Annotated in this window: 21 protein-coding genes, 2 tRNA genes and 1 pseudogene; 14 read left to right on the plus strand and 10 right to left on the minus strand. The window is 71.2% G+C overall.

Going from position 1 to position 19,979, the window contains the following annotated elements; translation table 11 throughout:
- Positions 1-120: 120 nt before the first annotated feature.
- The 4 genes from AS029_RS11610 to AS029_RS11625 all read right to left on the minus strand — a co-directional run bounded on the left by AS029_RS11610 (position 121) and on the right by AS029_RS11625 (position 2,477).
- A complete protein-coding gene (locus AS029_RS11610) occupies positions 121-969 on the minus strand; it encodes an SDR family oxidoreductase (protein ID WP_058232744.1) in 849 nt (282 codons plus the stop codon).
- 70 nt (positions 970-1,039) lie between these two features.
- Positions 1,040-1,360 (minus strand): hypothetical protein, encoded by a 321-nt coding sequence (locus AS029_RS11615; RefSeq protein WP_058232745.1) that lies wholly within the window; start codon positions 1,358-1,360, stop codon positions 1,040-1,042.
- Positions 1,357-1,929, minus strand: a complete 573-nt coding sequence (locus tag AS029_RS11620; RefSeq protein WP_074615938.1) for an Asp23/Gls24 family envelope stress response protein — start codon at positions 1,927-1,929, stop codon at positions 1,357-1,359. Before AS029_RS11620 ends, AS029_RS11615 begins: the two co-directional genes overlap by 4 nt.
- Before the next feature lie 5 nt (positions 1,930-1,934).
- Positions 1,935-2,477, minus strand: a complete 543-nt coding sequence (locus AS029_RS11625; protein ID WP_058232747.1) for an RNA polymerase sigma factor — start codon at positions 2,475-2,477, stop codon at positions 1,935-1,937.
- Between the two features lie 122 nt (positions 2,478-2,599).
- Here AS029_RS11625 and AS029_RS11630 point away from each other — a divergent pair, with 122 nt between their 5' ends.
- The 5 genes from AS029_RS11630 to AS029_RS11650 all read left to right on the plus strand — a co-directional run bounded on the left by AS029_RS11630 (position 2,600) and on the right by AS029_RS11650 (position 6,452).
- On the plus strand, positions 2,600-3,028 hold the full coding sequence (locus tag AS029_RS11630; RefSeq protein ID WP_058232748.1) for an Asp23/Gls24 family envelope stress response protein: 429 nt from the start codon (positions 2,600-2,602) through the stop codon (positions 3,026-3,028).
- 113 nt (positions 3,029-3,141) lie between these two features.
- Complete coding sequence (locus tag AS029_RS11635) at positions 3,142-3,984, plus strand: NAD-dependent epimerase/dehydratase family protein (RefSeq protein ID WP_058232749.1); 843 nt, start codon at positions 3,142-3,144, stop codon at positions 3,982-3,984.
- A gap of 79 nt (positions 3,985-4,063) precedes the next feature.
- Positions 4,064-4,333, plus strand: coding sequence for a hypothetical protein (locus AS029_RS11640; RefSeq protein WP_058232750.1), 270 nt, complete (start codon positions 4,064-4,066; stop codon positions 4,331-4,333).
- A gap of 76 nt (positions 4,334-4,409) precedes the next feature.
- Positions 4,410-5,816 (plus strand): dihydrolipoyl dehydrogenase family protein, encoded by a 1,407-nt coding sequence (locus tag AS029_RS11645; protein ID WP_058232751.1) that lies wholly within the window; start codon positions 4,410-4,412, stop codon positions 5,814-5,816.
- A 12-nt stretch (positions 5,817-5,828) separates the two neighbouring features.
- Positions 5,829-6,452, plus strand: a complete 624-nt coding sequence (locus AS029_RS11650) for a TetR/AcrR family transcriptional regulator (protein ID WP_058232752.1) — start codon at positions 5,829-5,831, stop codon at positions 6,450-6,452.
- A gap of 172 nt (positions 6,453-6,624) precedes the next feature.
- Here AS029_RS11650 and AS029_RS11655 read toward each other — a convergent pair whose 3' ends face one another.
- On the minus strand, positions 6,625-7,947 hold the full coding sequence (locus AS029_RS11655; protein WP_058232753.1) for an MFS transporter: 1,323 nt from the start codon (positions 7,945-7,947) through the stop codon (positions 6,625-6,627).
- A gap of 120 nt (positions 7,948-8,067) precedes the next feature.
- Here AS029_RS11655 and AS029_RS11660 point away from each other — a divergent pair, with 120 nt between their 5' ends.
- The 4 genes from AS029_RS11660 to AS029_RS11675 all read left to right on the plus strand — a co-directional run bounded on the left by AS029_RS11660 (position 8,068) and on the right by AS029_RS11675 (position 10,601).
- Entirely contained in the window at positions 8,068-8,460 is a 393-nt protein-coding gene (locus AS029_RS11660; RefSeq protein WP_058232754.1) for a PaaI family thioesterase, read from the plus strand.
- 277 nt (positions 8,461-8,737) lie between these two features.
- Entirely contained in the window at positions 8,738-9,250 is a 513-nt protein-coding gene (locus AS029_RS11665; RefSeq protein ID WP_058232755.1) for an RNA polymerase sigma factor, read from the plus strand.
- Positions 9,240-10,232 (plus strand): hypothetical protein, encoded by a 993-nt coding sequence (locus tag AS029_RS11670; protein ID WP_058232756.1) that lies wholly within the window; start codon positions 9,240-9,242, stop codon positions 10,230-10,232. Before AS029_RS11665 ends, AS029_RS11670 begins: the two co-directional genes overlap by 11 nt.
- Positions 10,233-10,400: 168 nt before the next feature.
- Complete coding sequence (locus AS029_RS11675) at positions 10,401-10,601, plus strand: zf-TFIIB domain-containing protein (RefSeq protein ID WP_058232757.1); 201 nt, start codon at positions 10,401-10,403, stop codon at positions 10,599-10,601.
- Between the two features lie 19 nt (positions 10,602-10,620).
- Here AS029_RS11675 and AS029_RS17350 read toward each other — a convergent pair whose 3' ends face one another.
- The gene (locus tag AS029_RS17350) at positions 10,621-11,301 is read right to left on the minus strand and encodes a TetR/AcrR family transcriptional regulator C-terminal domain-containing protein (protein ID WP_167345265.1); all 681 of its coding nucleotides are present in this window, start codon (positions 11,299-11,301) and stop codon (positions 10,621-10,623) included.
- Between the two features lie 30 nt (positions 11,302-11,331).
- Here AS029_RS17350 and AS029_RS11685 point away from each other — a divergent pair.
- The 4 genes and pseudogenes from AS029_RS11685 to AS029_RS17660 form a co-directional block, all read left to right on the plus strand.
- Positions 11,332-13,005 (plus strand): annotated as a pseudogene (locus tag AS029_RS11685) (amidase); the annotation flags it as partial.
- A gap of 386 nt (positions 13,006-13,391) precedes the next feature.
- A complete protein-coding gene (locus tag AS029_RS11690) occupies positions 13,392-14,411 on the plus strand; it encodes an agmatine deiminase family protein (protein ID WP_082642283.1) in 1,020 nt (339 codons plus the stop codon).
- A gap of 145 nt (positions 14,412-14,556) precedes the next feature.
- On the plus strand, positions 14,557-14,703 hold the full coding sequence (locus AS029_RS17655; RefSeq protein ID WP_167345266.1) for a hypothetical protein: 147 nt from the start codon (positions 14,557-14,559) through the stop codon (positions 14,701-14,703).
- A gap of 102 nt (positions 14,704-14,805) precedes the next feature.
- Positions 14,806-15,180, plus strand: coding sequence for a hypothetical protein (locus AS029_RS17660; RefSeq protein WP_058232760.1), 375 nt, complete (start codon positions 14,806-14,808; stop codon positions 15,178-15,180).
- A 105-nt stretch (positions 15,181-15,285) separates the two neighbouring features.
- Here the strand turns inward: AS029_RS17660 and AS029_RS11700 are convergent.
- The 4 genes from AS029_RS11700 to AS029_RS11715 all read right to left on the minus strand — a co-directional run bounded on the left by AS029_RS11700 (position 15,286) and on the right by AS029_RS11715 (position 17,919).
- Positions 15,286-15,359: transfer RNA gene (locus AS029_RS11700), tRNA-Met, on the minus strand.
- A gap of 35 nt (positions 15,360-15,394) precedes the next feature.
- Positions 15,395-15,466: transfer RNA gene (locus tag AS029_RS11705), tRNA-Thr, on the minus strand.
- 65 nt (positions 15,467-15,531) lie between these two features.
- Positions 15,532-16,869: a M23 family metallopeptidase gene (locus tag AS029_RS11710; protein WP_058232761.1), complete on the minus strand. Its 1,338-nt coding sequence runs from the start codon at positions 16,867-16,869 to the stop codon at positions 15,532-15,534.
- A gap of 252 nt (positions 16,870-17,121) precedes the next feature.
- Positions 17,122-17,919, minus strand: a complete 798-nt coding sequence (locus tag AS029_RS11715) for an inositol monophosphatase family protein (protein WP_058232791.1) — start codon at positions 17,917-17,919, stop codon at positions 17,122-17,124.
- Positions 17,920-17,981: 62 nt separating this feature from the next.
- On the opposite strand from AS029_RS11715, the gene AS029_RS11720 reads away from it, so the two are divergent.
- Positions 17,982-19,571 carry a phytoene desaturase family protein gene (locus tag AS029_RS11720; RefSeq protein WP_058232792.1) on the plus strand — a complete coding sequence of 530 codons (1,590 nt, stop codon included), beginning with the start codon at positions 17,982-17,984 and terminating at the stop codon, positions 19,569-19,571.
- Positions 19,572-19,979 lie beyond the last annotated feature (408 nt).

The raw sequence follows: 19,979 nt of genomic DNA on the forward strand, positions 1-19,979 counted from the left end.
TCCTGAGGATGAAGGCGCCCGAGGGCGCTGCTGACGGGGTCGTCGAGAAGAACGCGGGAGGCGTTCAGCGACAACAGCGACAGGTCAGCACGCCGCCAGCATACCCCCGACCCGCCCCGGTCACGACACGGCGCCGAGGAACTCGTCGAAACTCTGCGCCGCGCGGCCGGTCACGCGCTCGACATCGTCGGAGACCGCGGCCAGGTCGCCGCTCGCGATCGAGGTGTAGGTGCTCACCCACGCGTCGACCTGCCAGCGCGGGGCGCCGAACGCCGCCCGCGACACGTAGGCCTCGTCGACGCTCTCGTCGACGAACCGCACCGGGTGGCCGCGCACCGCGGAGATCTTCTCGGCCACCTCGGCCATCGTCAGCGCCTCGGGACCGGTGAGATCGTAGGCGGTGTCGGCGTGCGCAGCGGGATCGAGCAGAACCGACACCGCGGTGGCGGCGACGTCGGAGCGCGAGACGAGAGAGCAGCGGCCCTGTCCCGCGGGCCCGCGGATCACGCCGTCGTCGCCGGCGAAGAGCTCCATCATGTCCATGTAGAAGTTGTCGCGCAGGAACGTCCAGCGCATGCCCGACGAGCGGATGATCTCCTCGGTGGCGGCGTGGTCGCGCCCGAGGGTGAACACCGCGTCGGGGGCCGCCGCGAGGAACGACGTGTAGACGATCGAGCGGACACCCGCGCTCGCGGCGGCCTCGACGAAGGTGCGGTGGTGCTCGACGCGGTCGGAGGTCTCGGACGCCGAGACCATGAAGAGCGTCTGCACCCCCTGCAGGGCCGCGCGGGCGGCATCCGCGTCGGAGTAACGGGCGACGTGAACCTCGGCCCCGTCCAATCGCGGCGCGCGCGATGCGTCGCGCACGAGAAGGCGCTGGGGGATGCCGCGGGCGGCGAGGTCGCGGGCGACCCGGCCTCCTACGGCGCCGGTGGAACCGGTGACGGCGATGACGGGCGGCGTGGGCATTCGGCCTCCGGGAACGATCGAGCGGTGCTCCCAGCGTAAGCCGCCGCGGACCGGCGAAACCGTGAACGGCTCAGGTCGCGGGGACGACCAGACGCGAGACGCGCACCCTCACGCGCGAAGGTGTGTCGTCGCCTCCCGCACCGCGCGCGGCCACCGCGACCGCGGAGGCCACCGTGGCCGCGTCGTCGACCCGGGAGACGCCGATGCAGACCGTGATCGTGCGGACTCCCCCCGCCTCCTCGACCGCGGCGAGCGAGCCCTCGACCTCTGTGACGTGCTCGAAGGCGCGAGCCACGACCGGGCGGGCGGAGTACACCTCGCGCACGCCCTCGACGGCCGTCACGGCGAGGTCGACGCGCGGCGCCAGTTCGGCGGCGGTGATGGGGGTCATTCGTCTTCTTCCTCGTCCGTGTGCACGTCGCCGACGGTGACGTCGACGCGGCCCACCTTCAGGTCGCCGTGCTGCTCGATGGCGGAGCGGATGCCGTCGCGCATCTCGTCGACCGCGGCGGTCATGGCGCGCCCGAAGCGCACGCTGACCGTGACGCGCACGTCGAGCGGCGCGTCCGGCTCGGGCTGGTCCAGCCGCACACGACCGACCAGGACACCCTCGACCCCGTCGCCGACGCTGCGGATCAGTTCGTACAGCGCACCCTCGGTCACGACGATCTCGGTGCCGTCGTCGGCGCGGGCGAGCGGGATGTCACGGCCCGCGCGGAACTCGCGCATGACCTGGCGCATGATGCTGTCGTACCAGGAATCGGCGAGGGGCTCGGCGGCCTGCTCCTCGACGATCTCGCGGGAAAGACGCCCCATCCGCTCCATGGACGCCAAGATGGCCTGACACTCGGCGTTGCGCTCGATGGCGGGAATGCGGGGGGTCCGCCCGCGATCGAGATACGCCGAGAGATCCTCGAGGGAGTACCCCGAGCCTCCGATGTCGTCGCTGTGCTCACTCATACCGGTCACCTCCACTCCTGCATGCGTTCCAACACGGTCTTGCGCGCGCGGGCCAGACGGCCTCGCACGGTCGCGGCGGTCTCTCCGACCTCGACGGCGATCTCGTCGTAGCTGTGACCGCCGACCTCGCGCAGCACCCAGACGACCCGCAGTTCCTCCGGCAGCTCGCCGAGGATCTTCTTCAGCGCGTCCATCTGCGACGATGCCACAACCGCACGCTCCGGGTCGTCCTTCGCCGAGACCATCTGCTCGTCGATCTGCTCCGAGACCTTGCGGGCGCGCATCCGGTCGGTCGCCTTGCGCGACACGATGGTCGTGAGCCAGCTGCGCACCTTCTCGGGGTCGGTCAGATCGGGCAACCGGCGCCACGCGGTGATGAGCGCTTCCTGCACGCAGTCGTCGGCGTCGGCACGCGAGCCGGTCAGCCTCGTCGCGAAGGCGACGAGGAAGGGCGCGTGCCGGCGCACCAGCACCCCGAAGGCGAGCTGGTCGCCGTCGGCCGCGCGCGACGCGAGGAACGCGTCGGTGGCGGAGGACAAAGAGGGCATCGCAGTTCCTGTCAGCGGATTTCCAGCCGCGGATCCGTGACGTTTCGCGAACCCGGCTCGTCCCCATAGCGAAACACCCCGGGCCGTCCGGGGCTTCGGAGCTTGACGAAAGGACCCTGCTCATGGCACAGAACGACTCCACCCCGACCCGCACCCGCACCGACGGCGGCGGCGGCGGCGGCGGCAAGACCGTCGTCGTCGACCCCGTCGTCGCCAAGGTCGCCGGCATCGCCGCGGCCGAGGTAACGGGCGTCCACGCCCTCGGTGGAGGCGCCGCCCGCGTCATCGGCAACATCCGTCAGGCCGTGGGCGCCAAGGACTACGCGCAGGGTGTGAGCGTCGAGGTGGGCGAGACCGAGGTCGCCGCCGACATCGCCATCCAGGTCGACTACCCCGAGCGCATCCAGCGCGTCGCCGGCAACGTGCGCTCGGCCGTCGAGAAGGCGATCACCGAGATCGTCGGCATGAAGGTCGTCGAGGTGAACGTCACCGTGGTCGACGTGTTCATCCCCGGCGACGACGACGAGCAGGACGAGGCGCGCGTCCACTGACCCGTCGCGAACGGCCCGCGCGGACCGGCTCGCGGGCCGTTCGCCGTCAACCCACCGCGTGATGTCGGAGATCGGCACTACTTTCGATCTCATCCCCGATTCGAAGGACCCCCATGCGTATCGCCCTCACCGGTTCGTCCGGCAAACTCGGCACCGTCGTCGCGCGCGAACTGCGCGCAGCGGGCCACGACGTCATCGGCCTCGACCTCCACGGCGAGCGCGGGCCCGGCTTCGTGCAGATCGACCTCACCGACTACGGCCAGGTGATCGACGCCCTGGCCGGCGTCAACGACCAGCACACGGGTTTCGACGCCGTCGTGCACCTCGGAGCGATCCCCGCCCCCGGCATCCGCTCCGACATCGCCACGTTCCACAACAACATGACCGCCACGTTCAACGTGTTCTGGGCGGCCGTGCGTCTCGGCATCCAGCGGATCGTGTACGCCTCGAGCGAGACAGTGCTGGGGCTGCCCTTCGATGTGCCGCCGCCGTACATCCCCGTCGACGAGGAGTACGCCCCGCGGCCCGAGTCGGTCTACTCGCTCGTGAAGACGCTCGAGGAGCGCCTCGCGACCGAGCTGGTGCGCTGGAACCCCGAGCTGTCGATCACGGCGCTGCGCTTCTCGAACGTCATGGTGCCCGACGATTACGCCGAGTTCCCCTTCGATGCCGACGCGCGCACGCGCAAGTGGAACCTGTGGGGCTACATCGACGCCCGCGACGGGTCGCAGGCGATCGAGCGTGCCCTCGAGACCGCACCGGCCGGCTTCGACACGTTCATCATCGCCGCCGCCGACACGGTGATGACGCGCGCGAACGCCGAGCTCGTCACCGAGGTCTTCCCCGGCGTCGAGACCCGGGGAGAGCTGGGCGAGCACACCACCCTGCTGTCGATCGACAAGGCCCGACGTGTGCTGGGGTACGACCCCCAACACTCGTGGCGCGATCACCGCTGACCGCTCGACCACGTGGGCGCGGCCCGGCGCCGCGCCCACCGGCCCCGCACGGGCGCCGGTGACGCAGAAGGAAGACACGATGCCCGACTCCCCCGCCGCCGACGATCAGCCGGTCATCCCGCTGCCCACCGCGCACGAGAAAGAAGTCAGCTTCCTGGCGCGCAGCGGTGCGGTCGTGACCCTGCGACTGATCGACACCGGGCGTTACGAGGTCAAGCTCGACACCCGGGGCGACTACACCGCCGTTCTGCTCTTCGACGGCGAGACGTTCGAGCTGCACCCGGCCCCGGGGGTGCACGCGCTCGGCGGTACCGGACTGTCGGCGACCGAGATCTACGAGGGGTTCTGACCCGCGGGCGCAAGCCCCGCGGCGCCGGCGCCGGCGCGGGCTTGACTGGGGCCATCGACCAGCCGGGAGGAACACCGTGAGCGACCACGCCGACAGCTACGACATCGCCGTGATCGGCGCGGGACCGGCCGGAACCGCCGCTGCGCTGCGGGCGGCCGAGCTCGGTGCCTCGGTCGTGGTGCTCGAGGCCGGCCGCGTCGGCGGCACGTGCGTCAACACGGGCTGCGTCCCCACGCGGGTGTTGGCGAAAGCCGCCCGCCTGATGCGCGAGACGCGGTCCGCCGACGACTACGGGATCGTCGTCGATGAACCGCGGGTGGACTGGCCGGCGGTGGTGGCACGGGTGGGCGAGCGGGTGGATGCCGTGCGCTCCATCAAGCGCGAGGCGGAGCGTTTCGCCGCCGCCGGCGTCGACCTGATCCACGAGGGGCGCGCGCGCTTCGTCGACGACCACACGCTCGAACTCGACAGCGGACGGCGCGTCCGCGCGGAGTCGATCCTGGTCTGCGTGGGCGGGCACTCCCGGCGCCTGCCGGTCACGGGCGCCGAGCTCGCGACCGTTCCGGAAGACGTGCTGTCGCTGAGCGACCTCCCGCGACGCGTCGCGGTCATCGGGGCGGGCAACACCGGCGCGCAGCTGGTCACGGTGTTCCGCTCCTTCGGATCGGAGGTCACGCTGCTCGACGTCGCGCCGCGCGTCCTCATGGCATCCGACGCCCGCATCTCGACCGCGATCGCCGAATCGTTCACCGCGCACGGCGTCGACGTGCACACGGGCATCGAGACGGTCGAACGCCTCGACGAGCACGACGGCGCGATCCGCCTCGCCTGGCGCGAGGACGGTGAGACCCGCACCGTCGACACCGACGTCGTCATCATGGCCACCGGCTGGCCCGCCGACGTCGAAGACCTCGGCCTCGACCGCGCGGGCATCGCCGTGGAGCGCTCGGCCATCCCCGTCGACCGCTACTTCCGCACGATCGTGCCGCACATCCTCGCCGTGGGTGACGCGAACGGACGCGACATGCTCGTGCAGGCGGCGCAGTTCGAGGGCGAGGCCGCCGCCGAGAACGCCGTGCTCGGAGCCAACCGCCGCACGCCCCATCACCTGCTCCCCGCGGGAGGGTTCACCGATCCCGATTACGCCGGTGTCGGCCTCACCGAGGAGCAGGCGCGCGACCGGGACCCCTCGTGCGTCGTCGCGACGGTGCGCTTCGCCGATCTCGATCGAGCGGTGATCGACGACCGCGAGCGCGGCTTCCTCACCCTCATCGCCGACCGCCGCCGGGAACTGATCCTCGGAGCGCACGCGGTGGGCGAGAACGCCGTCGAGGTCATCCAGTCGGTCACCACGGCCATGGCCGCGGGGATCGACGTCGCCACCCTCGCCGGGGTGCGCTTCGCGTACCCCACCTACAGCGCCGTGATCGGCAACGCGGCGCGGGCGCTGCTGCACGCCGACGCCCCCGCGCTCCTGGAGTGACACACTGACATCGTGACCGCCGCCGACTCCGCCACGACGACCGCCGACGCCCCCGCCCGGCGCGGGCGTCCCGGATACGACCGCGACGGCATCCTCGCCGTGGCCGTGCAATTGTTCAACGAGCAGGGATACGACGCCACGAGCGTGTCCGACCTGGCGCGACGCCTGGGGCTTGCGAAGTCGGCGCTCTACCACCATTTCTCCTCGAAGGAGGAGCTGCTCTCGGTCGCGCTGGAGGCAGCCCTGGGCGGTCTCGAGGCCGTGCTCGACGATCCCCGGGCCTCCGCGGGAGCGGCATCCGACCGCCTCCGCTTCGTGCTCACCGGCGCCACCGACGTGCTCGTCGCGCAGCTCCCCTCCGTCACCCTGCTGCTACGCGTGCGCGGCAACGGTCCCGTCGAGCAGGCGGCGCTCGAACGCCGCCGCGTGTTCGATCACCGCGTCACCGACCTCGTCGCCGCAGCCCAGGCCGAGGGCGACGTGCGCGACGACGTCGACGCCGCCGTCGCCGCACGTCTGCTGTTCGGCATGATCAACTCGGTCGTCGAGTGGTATCGGCCGGGCGGCGGCGTCGACGGCGGCCGCTTGGGTGCCGACATCGTGCGCATCGCCCTCGACGGCCTGCGCACGTCCTGACCCGGCGTGGCGCCGGGCCCCGGCGCGTCCCGCCCTGCGCCGCGGTCGCACGTCCGAGATCGCCCGCCGCAGGCGCCCGGCGTGCGCGCTCCCGCCGGTCGTGGAATGTCGCCGCGAACGACGAAGAGGGGCCCCGCGCCGACGCACGGGGCCCCTCCGACGGCATCCGGGATCACGCCCGCAGGTCGACGCCCTTCGGCTCGCGGATCATCGAGACCGCGGCGAGCGACACGAGGGCGGCCACGGCGATGTAGAGGCCGATCGTCCACGATGCCCCCGTGGAACGCAGCAGCGCCTCGGCGATCATCGGGGCGAAGGCGCCGCCCATGATGGCGCCGAGCGCATAGCCGATCGAGACGCCGGAGTACCGCACGTTCGCGGGGAACATCTCGGCGTACAGCGCCGCCTGCGGTCCGTACGACAGGCCGAGGCCGAGGGTCATGACGAACAGGGCGACGAAGTACCAGACGATGTTCGCGGTGTCGATGAGGAACCACATCGGCACGGCCCAGACCGCCAGCAGCAGGTAGCCGAGCTGGAAGGTGCGCACGCGTCCGAGACGGTCCGAGAGCCATCCGCCCCACAGGGTGAAACCGAGCCACCCGAAGGATGCCAGGGTCGTGGCGAGAAGGACGGTGGGTCGCTCCAGCCCGAGAACCGACACCGAGTACGTCGCGAAGAACGCGATGAGCAGGTAGCCGGCGGCGTTGTTGCCGATGAAGACGAACGCGGTGAGCGCGACCTGACGCCAGTTGCGGCGGAACAGCTGCCCGAGCGGAGCCGACGACTCCTTGCGGCGACGCACGAGGTCTTCGAACACGGGGCTCTCCTCCACCGCGCGGCGGATGACGTAGCCGACCACGATGAGCACGATCGAGAACAGGAAGGGCACGCGCCATCCCCACTCCAGGAACGCCTCGGCCGACATCGACGACGTGAGCACCCAGAGGGTCGCGGTGGCGAGGATCATGCCCACCGGCACACCGATCTGGGGGTAGGCGCCGAAGTATCCGCGGCGATTGACGGGGGCGTGCTCGACCGAGAGCAGCGCCGCCCCTCCCCACTCGCCACCGGCCGAGAAGCCCTGCAGCACCCGCAGGAGGATCAGCAGGATGGGCGCGGCGATGCCGATGGCGGCGTAGGTGGGCAGCAGGCCGATGAGCGCCGTCGAGACGCCCATCATGATGAGGGTCAGCACCAGCATCTTCTTGCGGCCGAGTTTGTCGCCGAGGTAACCGGCGACCACGGCCCCGAGCGGGCGGAACAGGAACGAGATGCCGATCGTCGCCCATGACAGCACCTGGGCGATGGCGGGATCGCTCTCGGCCAGGGGCGCGAGGAAGAGGGGCGCGAGCACGAGTCCCGCCGCCTGGGCGTAGATGAAGAAGTCGTACCACTCGATCGAGGTGCCCACGAGGGTGCCGGCGAGCACGCGGCGCTCCTCCCGGGTGACGCCGGCGGTAGGGGGTGCGGATGCCGCTGTGTGCGAGGCCATGAGAACTCCGTCGTTCCGTGGGGCGGGTGGGACGCCGACCGACACTGTTACCGACCGAGCGTTCAGTAATAGTGTCAGAGCGAGACCCGTCCGACAAGAGGACGGCGGAAGGAGCCGACCATGACCCCGTGGACCATCGTGCCGGGCGCCCTCGACGAGCGCCTGGGCATCACCGTCACCGCGCAGTCGGCGGACCGCGTCGAGGCCTGGATGCCGGTCGAAGGGAACACGCAGTCGCTCGGGCGCCTCCACGGCGGAGCGACCGCGGCCCTCGCCGAAGCGGTCGGGTCGTGGGCGGCCATGATCCACGCGTCGACGCTGGGACGGGTCTGCGTGGGCGTCGATCTCAACATCACCCATCACCGCGGCGCGCGCACGGGTCGCATCCACGCCGTGGCGACCCCCGCGCACCGCGGTCGACGCGTGGCGACCTACGACGTCATCGTGCGCGACGACGCCGAGCGGCTCATCGCGACGGCGCGCATCACGAATCTCGTCGTCGATCCGGACTGACGCCGACGCTCTGGCATCCTGGACCGGTGGCGGAGGTCGGAGGGGTTGCACTGCCCCCACGCAGTACAACCCCTCGCCCGCCGAGGTCAGTCCCGAACATCTGTCGACGGGCATGCGGGTGTCGTCTCGAAGCCGGAGAGGACACCCACCCCCACCACTGCGGTGTCTGGCGAGGAGCGTTCCTTACACGCCCCGGGAAAAAACTTTCGTCACGTCGGCGTGTAAGGATTCCCCTCGGCCTGACACTTCCCTTTCGACAGCACGGAGACGCACACCGGTGATCGACGAGTCGGAATTCGTGGCGCTCTTCCGTGAGCACCACAACGCCGTTCTTCGATTCATCGAACGGCGCGTTTCGGATCGCGAGGCCGCTGCCGATCTCACGATGGACTGCTTCGAGATCGCCTGGCGCAAGCGCGACCCCCGTGATCCGTTCGGGCTCCCCTGGCTGTACCGCACCGCACGCAATCTCATTGCAAACGAATACCGACGACGAGACCGGGAGGGAGCCCTGTGGACGCACATCGAGGACCACGTGAGAACCCTGTCGAGCGAGGCGGAGCCGGTGTTGGTCGGGCAGCTGCTCGACGTCGTGCGCGCGCTGCCCGAACGCGACCGGGAGATCCTCTGGTTGACGTACTGGGAGGACCTGCCCGCGACCGAGGTCGCCGTCGTGCTGTCGATGAGCGAGGGCGCCGTGTGGACGAGGCTGAACCGTCTGCGTTCGCGTCTTCGTCCACTGCTGCGACCCCCCGCGTCGCCCGGCGAGGAGGTGCGCGATGACCAATGACGACCTCGGCCGTCTGATGCGCCGACTCGACACCGCCACGACGCCGATCGATGCGCCGATCCCCCTCGAGGCCGAACGTCGGCTCCGCGAGATCGTCGGGCGCCCGGCCGCGCCGCGGCGCCGCCGCAGCCTCGCCTGGACGTCGGCCGCCGCCGCCGTCGTGCTCGTGCTGACCATCGTCACCGGAGTCTTCTGGATGCCGGCACCCGCGGCATCCGCCCTCACGCCCAAGCCTTTGACCTATGCCGCCGTCAGCGACGACCCGTCGCGGGTGATCGCCGAAGCGCAGCGACTGCTGGCCGAATCGACGACCCCTCTCATGCCGGAGCGTCGATCGCTGTCGCTCGGGTGGTACTTCAGCGGCTCCCCCGACGACGCCGACGCCACGGTCTTCCGTCGCGAGTGGGTCGACGTGAAGTGGAACGAGAACCTGTCGGGCTCGGTCGTCACGACCGCGGCGGAAGCCACCAACGCCGATGGCGACACGGTCCCCGCCGACGATCCGACACCGGGCACGGTCGTGGGCGATCTGCAGTTCGTCCAGAACCAGTTCTCGCCGGTGGTGCGCACGCCCCCCGCGCCGACGGCCGACGCCATGCGCGCCATCGCGCTCGCCACGACCGGAGCGGGCGATCAGCTGACGGCCGGCGACGTGATGCTCGCGGTGCGCTCGCTGCAGAGCGAGTGGACGCTCACCGGAGCACAGCAGTCGGCCCTGCTCGACGTCGTGGCCACGGCGCCCGGGCTGCGCGTGCTGGGCGAGACGCACGACCGGCTCGGACGCCCGGTGATCGGACTCGGCGGCATCCCGTCAGCTCCGGTCAACAGCGACATCTCGTTGCTGCTGTCGACGGAGACCGGGCGCATCGTGGCCTACGAATCAGCCCTCGTCGAAGACAGCAGCACCCTGAACCTGCCCGCCGGATCGATCACCGACTACATCCTGTGGGACGTTCGCGACAGAGAGGACGCCCCGCGATGACCGAGCCCGACGGCATCCACCCCGACATCGCCGACGCACTCGAGCGAGTTCGCCGTCCCTCGATGCCCGGCGTCGACCGCCCGAGGGAAGACGCGGAGCGGCGGTGACGTTGTCGTGCCTCGACGTCCGGCGCGACCTGCCGGCACCATCGGCACGAGCGGAACGACCATGACCTTTCGAGACCCCTACGACGACGGCGCGCAGCCGATCTGCCCCTCCTGCGGCGTGACGATGCATCCCCTGCTCGAGCAGGGCGGAGGAGCCGATGAGTGCCGGGAGTGCGGCTTCCAGCTGGAGTGGTCGTCCGCGGAAGCAGCCCGCGACGACGACGACGACCGTCCCCGGGACCGCTGGGCGGAGGAGTCCTAGGGCATTCCCGGATGCCGCCTCAGCGGGGCCGAGCCGCGGCGATGAGCATGTCGAGCCCGAGCTCGAACGCGCGAGTGGCGAGCGGGTCGTCGGGGTCCTCGTCGATGAGGGTCTCGAAGGCCGCGGAGAAGCGTGGGAACGACTCCTCCTGCCCCGTCGGGTCGAACACGACGGCGGGGCCCGACATGTCGAGGACGCTGCCGAGGATGAACGACTCGAACGCGGTCAGCAGCGGGAGCACGTCACGCGGCGTCCACCCGGCGTTCTCGGCCGCCGCCGCGAAGTCCTCGTACTGCGCGAGGAGCACGGGCGCCGAGGCGCGCTCGGTCATCAGCAGGGGCACCGCCCCCGCGTGGCGGGCGAACGCCTGACGATACGACCGCGCCCACGCGCGGAGACCGTCCTCCCACCGCAGTCGTCGCAGCGGAGTCGCGTCGATGGGCGCCGAGACGAGGGCGCGGACGTCCTCGACCATCGCCGCCCGGTTCGGGACGTGGTTGTACAGCGATGCCGGGTTCACCCCGAGGCGCGCGGCGACACGGCGGATGCTCGCGCCGTCGGGACCGTGCCGGTCGACGAGCGCGAGGGCCGTCTCGGCGATGAGCTCGCGGCTGAGCAGCGGTGTGCGCGGTCTGGCGATGGCGGCCTCCCCGGGTCGGTGCGAGCCTACGGGCGCAGGCTCGGAAACCCACTGTCGCACACCTAAAACAAACGGTGTATGTTTACGGCCATGAGTCCCGAGGCCTTCACCGTCGTCGAAGCCGACATCGCCGACCTGCGCGCCGCCCTCGACGCCGGAACCGTCACCAGCGTCGAGCTCGTCGCGCGCTACCTCAATCGCATCGCGGCCTACGACCGGGCCGGCATCCGCCTCAACGCCGTGCCGGTGCTCAGCCCGCGCGCCTTCGCGGAGGCCCGCGACGCCGACCGGCGCCGCGCCCGGGGAGAGCTGCTCGGCCCGCTCGACGGCATCCCCTTCACCGCCAAAGACAGCTACCGCGTGACCGGCATGACCGTCGCCTCGGGCTCGCCCGCCTTCGCCGATCTGGTCGCGGCCGACGACGCCTTCGCGGTTGAGCGGCTGCGCGCAGCGGGAGCGGTGTTCCTCGGCCTGACGAACATGCCCCCGATGGCGGCCGGCGGCATGCAACGCGGCGTCTACGGGCGCGCGGAATCGCCCTACAACGGCGATTACCTCGCGTCGGCGTTCGGCTCCGGCTCCTCCAACGGCTCGGGCACCGCCACGGCGGCCAGCTTCGCGGCCTTCGGGCTCGGCGAAGAGACGTGGTCGTCGGGTCGAGCCCCCGCCTCGCACAACGCGCTCGTGGCCTACACCCCTTCGCGCGGCGTCATCTCGGTGCGCGGCAACTGGCCGCTCGTGCCGACCATGGACGTGGTCGTGCCGCACACCCGCTCGATGAACGATCTACGGCTTGTGCTCGACGCCGTCGTCGCCGACGATCCGCTGACCGACGGCGACCTGTGGCGCACGCAGCCGTGGATCGCTCTGCCGCGTCCCTCGGAGGTGCGCCCCGCCTCCTTCGCCGACCTCGAGCCGCTGCCGCTCGCCGGACGGTGCTTCGCCGTGCCCCGCATCTACGTCAACGGCGACCCCGGCACCTCCTCGCCCATCGTCACGCGCGACAGCGTCATGCGCCTCTGGAGCGAGCTGCGGGCCGACCTCGAGGCCGCGGGCGCCGAGGTCGTCGAGACCGACTTCCCCGTCGTCGACCGGTACGAGAAGCTGCACCCCGGCGACGAGGATTTCGTCGACCGCGGCTTCGTCACGCGCGCGTTCCTCGACGACGAGGTCGGCGATCTGGCGGTGTGGGCCATGGACACCTTCCTGCGCCGCACCGGCGACCCCGAGCTGAACCGCCTCGCCGACGTCGATGCCGACCGCATCTTCCCCCACCCGCCGGGTTCCCTGCCCGACCGCTACGGCATCTGGCACTACGACATCTCGTACGACATCGGCGACTACGTGACGCGCGCGCAGGAGTGGGACCCCGACTGGCGCGAGGTGGCGAGCCTGGAGCAGGGGCTGCGCGGCCTCGAGCACACGCGCCGCGTCGACTTCGAGGAATGGATGGATGCCGGCGGCTTCGACGCCGTCATCTTCCCGACGCAGTCCGACGTGGGCCCCGCCGACGCCGACGTGAACCCCTCCTCCGCCGAGATCGCGTGGCGCAACGGCGTGTGGGTGTCCAACGGCAATCTCGTCCCGCGCCACCTCGGCATCCCGACCGTGACGGTCCCGATGGGGACGATGGACGACACGGGGATGCCGGTGGGTCTGACCATCGCCGGGCCCGCGTACAGCGACACCCGACTCGTGCAGCTGGGCTCGGCCGTGGCCGCCCTGGGCGACCGCCGGACCGTGCCGCCGCGCACGCCGGCGCTGCCGGACGAGACCCTCTTCGACACCGCGCGACCGGTCGGCGCGGGAGAGCTCCGCGTCGTGGTGGACGATGTCGTGACCGAGCACGACGGCGACGAGACCGTCGTGCGCTTCACCGCCACGGTCTCGGGAGGAGTGGCGCAGGACCACACCGCCTATGTCGACGGCGTCCGCGTCGAGACGCACCTGGACGGTGGGCGCCTCAGCGGCAGCGGACGCGTCGCGACGGCGGAGCACGCGACCCCCGTGAGCGCATGGATCGCTCCCCACGGACCCCTCGTCGTCGTGGTCGTGCGCGACGCGGGCGGCGTGGTCGCCGGCGACCTCGCCACAACGGCCGCCTCCCCCCTTTGACGCCCCACTCGCAGAAAGAGCACACCATGTGGCGCATGCCCGCAGAAACCGCCCCGCACGAGCGCACCTGGATGGCGTTCCCGCGCGAAGGTCTCACCCTCGGCGAGGGCGCGGAGTTCCGCGAACAGGGCTATCAGGCCTGGACCGACGTCGCACACGCGGTGCGGGAGTTCGAGCCGGTGACCATGGTGGTCGACCCGACCGAGATCGCGCGGGCTCGGCGCATGCTCTCCTCCGACGTCGAGGTCGTCGAGGCCCCGCTCGACGAGTTCTGGATGCGCGACATCGGCCCCACCTTCGTCGTCGATCCCGACCGCCCGGGGATCCTCGGGGCCGTCGACTGGATCTTCAACGGCTGGGGCGCCCCGGACTGGGCGGAGTGGCAGGTCTCAGCCGGTATCGCCCGCGTCGTCGCGGAGCATCTCGGCGCCGAACGCATCGACTCGCTCCTCGTGGCCGAGGGCGGGGGCCTGCACGTCGACGGCACCGGCACGGTGCTGCTCACCGAGACCGTGCAGCTCGACCCGCGCCGCAACCCGTTCGCCGACCGCGCCCGCGTCGAGGCCGAGATGGCCCGCACGATCGGGGCGACGGATGCCGTCTGGCTCTCGCGCGGCCTGACCCGCGACTACGACGACCTCGGCACGAACGGGCACGTCGACATCGTCGCCACCTTCGCCTCGCCCGAGCACGTGCTCATCCACGAGCAGACGGATGCCGCTCATCCCGACTTCGAGGTCTCGCGCCTCGTGCGCCGGGAGCTGGAGACCGCGTTCGCCGAGCGGGGTCGCCGCATCACCATCACCGGCATCCCGGCTCCGAGCGCTCTTCGCGACGACGAGGGGTGGCTCGACTGGAGCTACATCAACCACCTCGTCACGAACGACGGCGTCGTGCTCTGCGGGTTCGGCGACGATACGGCCGACGCGCGCGCTCGCGAGATCGTCGCCGACGCCTACCCCGGTCGGCGCGTGGTCATCGTCGATGCGCGGCCCATCTTCGACCGCGGTGGCGGCATCCACTGCATCACCCAGCAGCAGCCGACGCTCGGCTGAGCAGCGGCGAGGCACTCTCGCCTTCCCCCGGCCCGCCCGCGCGCAATCCGTCAGAGGCCCCGCGACGAAGACACCTCGGGAGCGAGAGCGTCCTCCCCGGGCGTTGGGGGCGGGGAGGACGCCTCCCCGGATGTGAGGAGGGGTCGTGACCGCGATCTTCGGGCGCCTGTCGCAGCGGGCACTCATCAACTGCGAGACCTGCGGGCGGAGCGTGCGCGTGTGGGACTCGGTGTGGCGGGGCTCACGGGCGTACTGCTGTGCCAGCCACGAGCACGCCGACTGGGACATCTGATCTCGTCGGACGGCGTCTCCCGCGGCGCCGTAGCCCCGGCGTCGGGTACGGAGGGGAAGCGATCGATCATGCGGGACGATGCCCGGGTGAGATGATTCGTGGATGGAGAAGCTGGAAGACTCGCCGCCGCGCCGCTCTCGCGAGCAGCTCGAAGCCTGGGTCGCGGAGTTCGAGCAAGAACAGCACTGCATCGCCGGATCGATCTCCGTCGCACCGCAGGAGGATGCGGCGACGGAAGACACCGGCCTCGTGCTGCTGCGCCTGCGCACGACGTCGGCATCCGTGATCATCAAGCCGCGAGGCTATGACGACCCCTACTGGGAATTGATCCTCACCGAGCAGTCCGAAGATTTGACGATGTCGGTCCACGACATCGCCAGTCTCGCCGCCGAATACAGCGTCGCCAGCAACCTCTGCGCCTTCCTGCAGTGGAAGTCGCTGGACTGGGACCGCCAGAGCGGTCAGCGCGCCGGCTGAAACTCCGCGTGAGAAGCGGCTCCTCCCGCGCTGACGTGAGTCGAGTTGGGCGGCGCCGCAGACGACGAAAGCCCCGGCGCGAGCCGGGGCTTTCATAAACTTCCGTAGCGGGAGCGGGGCTTGAACCCGCGACCTCACGATTATGAGTCGTGCGCTCTCACCAACTGAGCTACCCCGCCGCGACGGCATCCATCCTCCGAAAGAAGATGCCTTGAGCCCCGAGTCAGGATTGAACTGACGACCCCTTCCTTACCATGGAAGTGCTCTGCCACTGAGCTATCGGGGCGTTCCCGGATCTCTCCGGGCAACTTGAAGAGGATATCAGACTGCGACACCCTCTCACCAATCGAGTCAGCCGCCGGTGTGCTGACGCAGCCACGCGATCGGGTCGATCGGCGTGGTGCCGTTCTGCAGGATCTCGACGTGCGTGTGCGCGCCGAACGAGCGGCCCGTGTTGCCGGTGCGGCCGAGGAACTGACCGACCGACACGTGCTGCCCCTGCGTGACCTGCAGCGAGCCGTACTGCATGTGCCCGTAGCGGCTCGAGACGAGCTGACCGTCGATCTGGTGATCGATCAGCACGGTCACGCCGAAGGCGCCGCCCTGCTCGGTCGCGATGCGCACGGTGCCGTCGGCGATCGCCTGCACGGGCGCGCCCTCGCCGGGAACGAAGTCGGCGCCCTCGTGCATCCCGCCGTCGCGCATACCGAAGCCGTAGGTGATCGGGACTCCGACCGCGAAGGGCCACTGGATGGGCGCCGTCGGGTCGTTGACGTAGAAGTTCGACGGGTTCGAGATGCCGGAATCGGCGGCCATCTTCGCGTAGGTGGTGGCGCTGTAGCCGTCGGAACGGTCGACGACCGCCGACTGCGCGGCCGCCGGGGCCACGTACGCCTGGATGGCACCCTCGGATGCCGAGACATCGCCGCCCACCGCCAGACGGGTCGTGGCGGTCTCGGCCGACGCGACACTGTCGGTGCCGCTGGCCGAGGCGAGAGCGCTCACCGGCATGGTCATGCCGACCGTCAACAGGCCCACGACGCCCATGACGCCGACCGAAAACGACGTCGCGGCCACCCGGCGGACGTTGCGGCGCGAGCGCGTCGTCGCCGCGGCCGGGAGGCCCTCGGCGACGGGCTGGGCGGGAGCGACGACGGAGGGCGTCTGCACGGCGGTCTCGCCGGTGAACGCGAAGAGGCGTGCGGCGGAGGTGAACTCGTCGTCCACGGCGTCCGCGTCCGTCTCGGTGCCGACGGCGCCCTTCGCGGACGTGGACCGCTCGATCGACGCCGGAGCCTCGACGGCGCGGGTCTCGGGTGCCTGAGCACTGTCGAGGATGACCGACTCCTGCGGACGCCGACGCGAGCGTCGCGACGACGACGGCAGGGTGATGGGCGACGTCGGCAGCGTGACGGGCGTCGTGGCGACGTCGCTGTCGGCGCTCTGCAGGATCACGGCGACGTCGTCTACCGAGCGCTCATCGACGACCGCGACCTCGAGGGCGTCGCCCGGGGTGGGCGTGGCATCCGTTTCGGGGAGCGTGGGCTCGATGGTCGCGGCCATGACCGTCTCGAGGACCGCTACGGCGACGTTCTCGATGAGCTCGGGCTGCGCGGCGTTCGCGGCGTCGACCGGAGCCGGGTCGAGGGCCTTCGCCGGGGCCGTCTCGCTCGCGCCCAGGCGGCGCATCTCGGCTCGGGTCAGCCGTTCAGCGGGTTCGGGGGCAGGGGCGGCGAGGGGGCGACGCGACCGCCGGGTCAGGGCGGGCTCAGTCGAGGGGGTGTCAGACGGCAACGCGCGGGGGCTCTCGTGTCGTGTCGCACGACGGCGACGGCTTCGGGCTTTGGGGCTTGGCCACTTCCGAGGTTCGGGTCACGGAAGATAACGAACTGGTAAACACCCTAACCCCCGTCCGCTGAGAAAGCGATGAGCAGGGTCGATTCACCGGTCGTAGTCGAGCAGCGGCTCCAGGCGCGAGAAGAAGTCCGGACCGGCGGCGATCACCATGCCGTTGCCCGGGCGGCCACCCGGCGCGCCACCGAGCCGGCCGCCGGCCTCCTCCACCAGCAGCGCCCCCGCCGCGTGATCCCACGGGTGCGTGCCGCGCTCGTAGTACGCGTCGATGCGCCCCGCTGCCACGGATGCCAGGTCGAGCGACGCTGCTCCGATGCGCCGCACGTCGCGGGCGATGGGCATGACGCGCGCCAACTGCGCGAGCGCGGGCGCGTGGGTCTCGGGGTCGTACCCGAAACCCGTGGCGACCAGGCCACCGGCTTCTCCCACCTCGCTGACCGAAAGGCGCTCGTCGCCCAGCCAGGCCCCACCACCGCGAACGCCGCGGAACATCTCGCCCGTCACGGGGTTGAAGACGACTCCGGCGAGCGCCGTCCACGCCGACGTCTCGGCCGGGCCCTCGACGGCCGCGATGCTGATCGCCCACGCCGGGATGCCGTACGCGTAGTTGACGGTCCCGTCGATCGGGTCGACGACCCACGTGATGCCGCTCGTGCCCTCCTCGGCGCCGGACTCCTCACCGAAGAACCCGTCGCCCGGGCGGGCTTCGGCCAGCTTGGCACGGATGAACGCCTCGACCTCGCGGTCGGCGGCGGTGACGATGTCGGCCGCGGCGGACTTCGTGGCGGCGACCGTCACCCCCTCGCGACGGCGACGGTGGGCCAGTTCACCGGCCTCTCGGGCGATTCGCGTGGCGAGGTCGAGCAGGTCCGCGGGAGAGGTCATGGCATCCACGCTACTGCGCCACCCCCCGCGGAGATTCCGCGCCCGTCATTACCGTGGAGAACATGACCGCTTCGGATTCTCGCCGGTACGACGTCGTCATCGTGGGAGGAGGACACAACGCCCTCGTCGCCGCGGCCTACCTCGCCCGTGCGGGGCGTCGGGTGGTGGTGATCGAGAGAACGGATGCCGTGGGCGGCGCCGCGGTCTCGGAACGCCCGTGGCCGGGAGTCGACGCGCGCCTGTCGCGTTACTCCTACCTGGTGAGCCTGCTGCCGCAGAAGATCATCGACGACCTGGGCCTGCGCGTCGACCTGCGGCGCCGCCGTTACTCCTCCTACACGCCGGATCCCGCCGACCCGTCGCGCGGCATCCTCATCGACACCCAGGATGCCGAGGCGACGGCGGCGTCGTTCGCCCGCACCCTCGGCGACACCGGCGAGGCCGCGCGCTTCGCGGCATTCGGCGAACGGCTCGCGCCCCTGGGCCGTGCGGTGTTCCCCACGATGACCGAGCCGCTGCTGACGGCCGACGAGGTGCGCGAACGCGTGGGCGACGACGAGCTGTTCTCGGCGGTGACCGAACGCCCGCTCGGCGACCTGCTGCGCACATCGCTCGAGAGCGACCTGGCGCGGGGCATCGCCCTGACCGACGGACTGATCGGCACCTTCGCGTCGTCGGACGACCCCTCGCTGGTTCAGAACAGGTGCTTCCTCTATCACGTGATCGGCGGCGAGACCGGGCACTGGGACGTGCCGGTCGGCGGCATGGGCGCGGTGACGGCCGAGCTCGAACGCGCGGCGCGGGAGGCGGGGGCGCAGATCGTCACGGGTGTCGAGGTCATCTCGATCTCGCCCGACGGTGATGTGCACACCATGACCGACCGCTCCGAGGTGTTCCACGGTGATCTCGTGCTCAGCGGCGTCGGGCGGGCGGTGCTCGACCGACTGCTCGCGGCGGGAGGGGCGGCCACGACCGGCGCCGATGAGCCGGAGGGCGCCCAGGTCAAGGTGAACATGCTCCTGTCGCGTCTTCCGCGCCTGCGCGACGAGTCGGTCACGCCGGAGGCCGCGTTCTCGGGCACCTTCCACGTCAACGAGACCATGACGCAACTGGATGCCGCGCACGCGGCGGCATCCGGAGGACTCATCCCCGAGCCACTCCCCGTCGAGATCTACTGCCACTCGCTCACCGACCCCTCGATCCTCGGCGAAGACCTGCGCGCGTCGGGGGCGCAGACGCTGACGATGTTCGGACTGCAGGTGCCGCACCGGCTCATCGACGACACCGACCCCGTCGCCGCGGGCGCGCGGTTGCTCGCCGCGGCGCAGGCGTCGCTCGATTCCGTGCTCGCCGAGCCGCTGCGCGACTGCATCTTCGTCGCGCCCGATGGGCGGCTGTGCATCGAGGCCCGCACCACGAGCGATCTCGAGCGGTCGCTCAACATGGTCGGCGGTGACATCTTCCACGGCGCGCTGTCGTGGCCGTGGCTGACGTCTGCCGCGTCGACCCCGGCGGAGCGGTGGGGCGTCTCGACCCCGCACCGGCGGGTGCTGCTGTGCGGTTCGAGCGCGCAGCGCGGCGGAGCCGTCAGCGGCATCGGCGGGCAGAACGCGGCCATGGCGGCGTTGGAGATCCTCGGCGGGTGCGGGTGAGGCGGGCTGCGGGCTGCGGGCGGCGGGGGTGTTGGTGGCGTTGCCGTGAGGCGGCGGGGGTGTTGGTCGCGCTGCAGTGAGGCGGCGTGGGTGCTGGTGGCGTGGCAGTGAGGCGGCGGGGGTGTTGGTGGCGTGGCAGTGAGGCGGCGGGGGTGTTGGTGGCGTGGCAGTGAGGCGGCGGGGGTGTTGGTGGCGTGGCAGTGAGGCGGCGGGGGAGATCCTCGGCGGGTGAGCGCGAGGCGGGGGCGTTGGTGGCGCTGCAGTGAGACGGCGCGGGGTGTTGGTGGCGCTGCAGTGAGGCGGCGCGCCGGTGACGCGTCGGGCGCGTGGCGGGTGGCGGTGGCTTCGGGGGCCTCCTTGCATCGCGATACAGCGGCGCGGTGCTGATGCTGGCGCTGACGCTGTGAG

It is taken from the genome of Microbacterium enclense (assembly GCF_001456955.1).
In the GTDB taxonomy this organism is placed as follows: domain Bacteria; phylum Actinomycetota; class Actinomycetes; order Actinomycetales; family Microbacteriaceae; genus Microbacterium; species Microbacterium enclense.

Excerpts from the sequence above, each read along its gene's own strand:
- AS029_RS11610 (WP_058232744.1), bottom strand. The coding sequence starts at position 969 with ATGCCCACGCCGCCCGTCATCGCCGTCACCGGTTCCACCGGCGCCGTA.
- AS029_RS11615 (WP_058232745.1), bottom strand. The coding sequence starts at position 1,360 with ATGACCCCCATCACCGCCGCCGAACTGGCGCCGCGCGTCGACCTCGCC.
- AS029_RS11620 (WP_074615938.1), bottom strand. The coding sequence starts at position 1,929 with ATGAGTGAGCACAGCGACGACATCGGAGGCTCGGGGTACTCCCTCGAG.
- AS029_RS11625 (WP_058232747.1), bottom strand. The coding sequence starts at position 2,477 with ATGCCCTCTTTGTCCTCCGCCACCGACGCGTTCCTCGCGTCGCGCGCG.
- AS029_RS11630 (WP_058232748.1), top strand. The coding sequence starts at position 2,600 with ATGGCACAGAACGACTCCACCCCGACCCGCACCCGCACCGACGGCGGC.
- AS029_RS11635 (WP_058232749.1), top strand. The coding sequence starts at position 3,142 with ATGCGTATCGCCCTCACCGGTTCGTCCGGCAAACTCGGCACCGTCGTC.
- AS029_RS11640 (WP_058232750.1), top strand. The coding sequence starts at position 4,064 with ATGCCCGACTCCCCCGCCGCCGACGATCAGCCGGTCATCCCGCTGCCC.
- AS029_RS11655 (WP_058232753.1), bottom strand. The coding sequence starts at position 7,947 with ATGGCCTCGCACACAGCGGCATCCGCACCCCCTACCGCCGGCGTCACC.
- AS029_RS11660 (WP_058232754.1), top strand. The coding sequence starts at position 8,068 with ATGACCCCGTGGACCATCGTGCCGGGCGCCCTCGACGAGCGCCTGGGC.
- AS029_RS11670 (WP_058232756.1), top strand. The coding sequence starts at position 9,240 with ATGACCAATGACGACCTCGGCCGTCTGATGCGCCGACTCGACACCGCC.
- AS029_RS11675 (WP_058232757.1), top strand. The coding sequence starts at position 10,401 with ATGACCTTTCGAGACCCCTACGACGACGGCGCGCAGCCGATCTGCCCC.
- AS029_RS11690 (WP_082642283.1), top strand. The coding sequence starts at position 13,392 with ATGCCCGCAGAAACCGCCCCGCACGAGCGCACCTGGATGGCGTTCCCG.
- AS029_RS17660 (WP_058232760.1), top strand. The coding sequence starts at position 14,806 with ATGGAGAAGCTGGAAGACTCGCCGCCGCGCCGCTCTCGCGAGCAGCTC.
- AS029_RS11710 (WP_058232761.1), bottom strand. The coding sequence starts at position 16,869 with ATGCGCCGCCTGGGCGCGAGCGAGACGGCCCCGGCGAAGGCCCTCGAC.
- AS029_RS11715 (WP_058232791.1), bottom strand. The coding sequence starts at position 17,919 with ATGACCTCTCCCGCGGACCTGCTCGACCTCGCCACGCGAATCGCCCGA.
- AS029_RS11720 (WP_058232792.1), top strand. The coding sequence starts at position 17,982 with ATGACCGCTTCGGATTCTCGCCGGTACGACGTCGTCATCGTGGGAGGA.